Annotated in this window: 2 protein-coding genes; both read left to right on the top strand. The window is 45.8% G+C overall.

Annotated features, from left to right (window positions below; genetic code table 11):
• Window positions 1-245 precede the first annotated feature (245 nt).
• Window positions 246-1,208 (top strand): cyanobactin biosynthesis PatC/TenC/TruC family protein, encoded by a 963-nt coding sequence (locus MICAI_RS27350; RefSeq protein WP_008205691.1) that lies wholly within the window; start codon window positions 246-248, stop codon window positions 1,206-1,208.
• A gap of 144 nt (window positions 1,209-1,352) precedes the next feature.
• A complete protein-coding gene (locus MICAI_RS24415; protein WP_008205689.1) occupies window positions 1,353-1,508 on the top strand; it encodes an anacyclamide/piricyclamide family prenylated cyclic peptide in 156 nt (51 codons plus the stop codon).
• Window positions 1,509-1,605 lie beyond the last annotated feature (97 nt).

Below are 1,605 nucleotides of genomic sequence, written 5' to 3'. Positions count from 1 at the left end.
AAGACTTGGTATCTATCCTGGTGAAGTTGGTTCATGGAGCTAACTACAATGATCCGGCTCAGTTTCAATACCCTCACTATGGCTATCTGAAAATGTCCTCTTTTGGCGGTTTTCGCTATTAGTCAAGGGTAGAAAATATAGTCTTTATTAATCTGTCATTAAAAGGCAATCTGCCGTAACAAATAATGACAGCATGAGCAACAATGAAAACCTAGATTCACCTACTCACCTATCACTCCCATTTTATGACGGCAATTCCTGTTGATTTAGTCATTGTGATTGATACCAGTGTCTCCGTTAAAGCGGAGGCCGAAGGATTGAGTCAGGCGGCGGAAACGGCGATCGCTAACGCCCGTTCTCACTGTCCCTCAGACCTGCGAGTGATCTGGCTGGGGATCGAAGGAACCTGGAAAAACACCCAATTTGAGCGCACAGTTCGAGACTATCTAAGCAAAACCTGTGCCATTCCCGAATCAGCCTTAAAAAGCCGAAAAAAAGGTGAACTCCCATCAGGGGGAGCCCAGGAAGATGCGGCGCGGGTGATGCAAGATCTTGCCACTCATTTTGATTGGCGGACTGGGGCGAAAAGGGCGATTTTTTATCTAGGAGATGAAGCCTTAGATGCAGGCGGGGACAAAACCCTTGCCAAGGATATTGAAGCCGCTAACCAGGCAATTCAAGGAGCTAAAACGGCGCAAGTGATCATTCATACCTATTGTGGTCAATCTAAAAGTCGCTATCGTCACACGATTGAAGCTGAATATGCTCGCGTCGCCCAAGAAACTGGCGGTCAATCTTTCACCGCTGAAGGTTCTCTCAGGGATTTTGCCACGGTTCTCGAACAAATCATTTGTGGGAGTCAATCTCTTCCTCAAATCCCCTTAACCGAACCGCAGAACAACGATACGCCAACAACTGCTTTAGCAACTGACGGCGATCCACAACCTGTATTACCACAAACTCATGGAGAGCATCAAACAATGGCTACTAAACCCAAAGGTGCGCCAGAATCAACACCCGCTGCTGCGAATGTTACTCAACCCACCCCAGAAAAACCCAAGACTGAGCAACCAGAAACAACTGAACCTAAAACTAAATACATTCCCGCCACTGGTTTAGAAGATTACGGACGCTGGAAAACCATGTTCAAAGACCGCAAGGCGAATCCCAATGATCCGCCGTTTCGTCGGGGTCGAATCTGGTCTTAAACTTTGTCCATTTTTCCTGCAAAACTTTGTCTATTTTTCCCGCAAACAAATTGTTTAAAGTTGACAATAGTTAACAGAAAACTCTTGACAAAGATCGTGTAAAGCTTTTAGTGTTATCGACAACTACCTTTGGAGTAACTTACGATGAAAACCCCAAAACTGACCCCTCGCATTACCGCCCCAGTTCAACGAGACAATATCACTACCGTTCCTAGTGATGGTAATGTGATTACCCCTGCTACCTTCTGTGATTTAGCCACCAGGCAATGTTATCCCTTTGCGGGTGACGACGCAGTGTAATTTGTTCTTCCTGGCAGGTAGGCAGTCTTTTTTTTCATGAATTGTTCGTGCTTGCCTACCTGACAAAACCACTACTCTTCAGGTTCTATCCCTAAAG

This window comes from Microcystis sp. T1-4 (genome assembly GCF_000297435.1).
Lineage (GTDB): Bacteria > Cyanobacteriota > Cyanobacteriia > Cyanobacteriales > Microcystaceae > Microcystis.
This window is presented reverse-complemented; position numbering and strand designations above follow the sequence as displayed.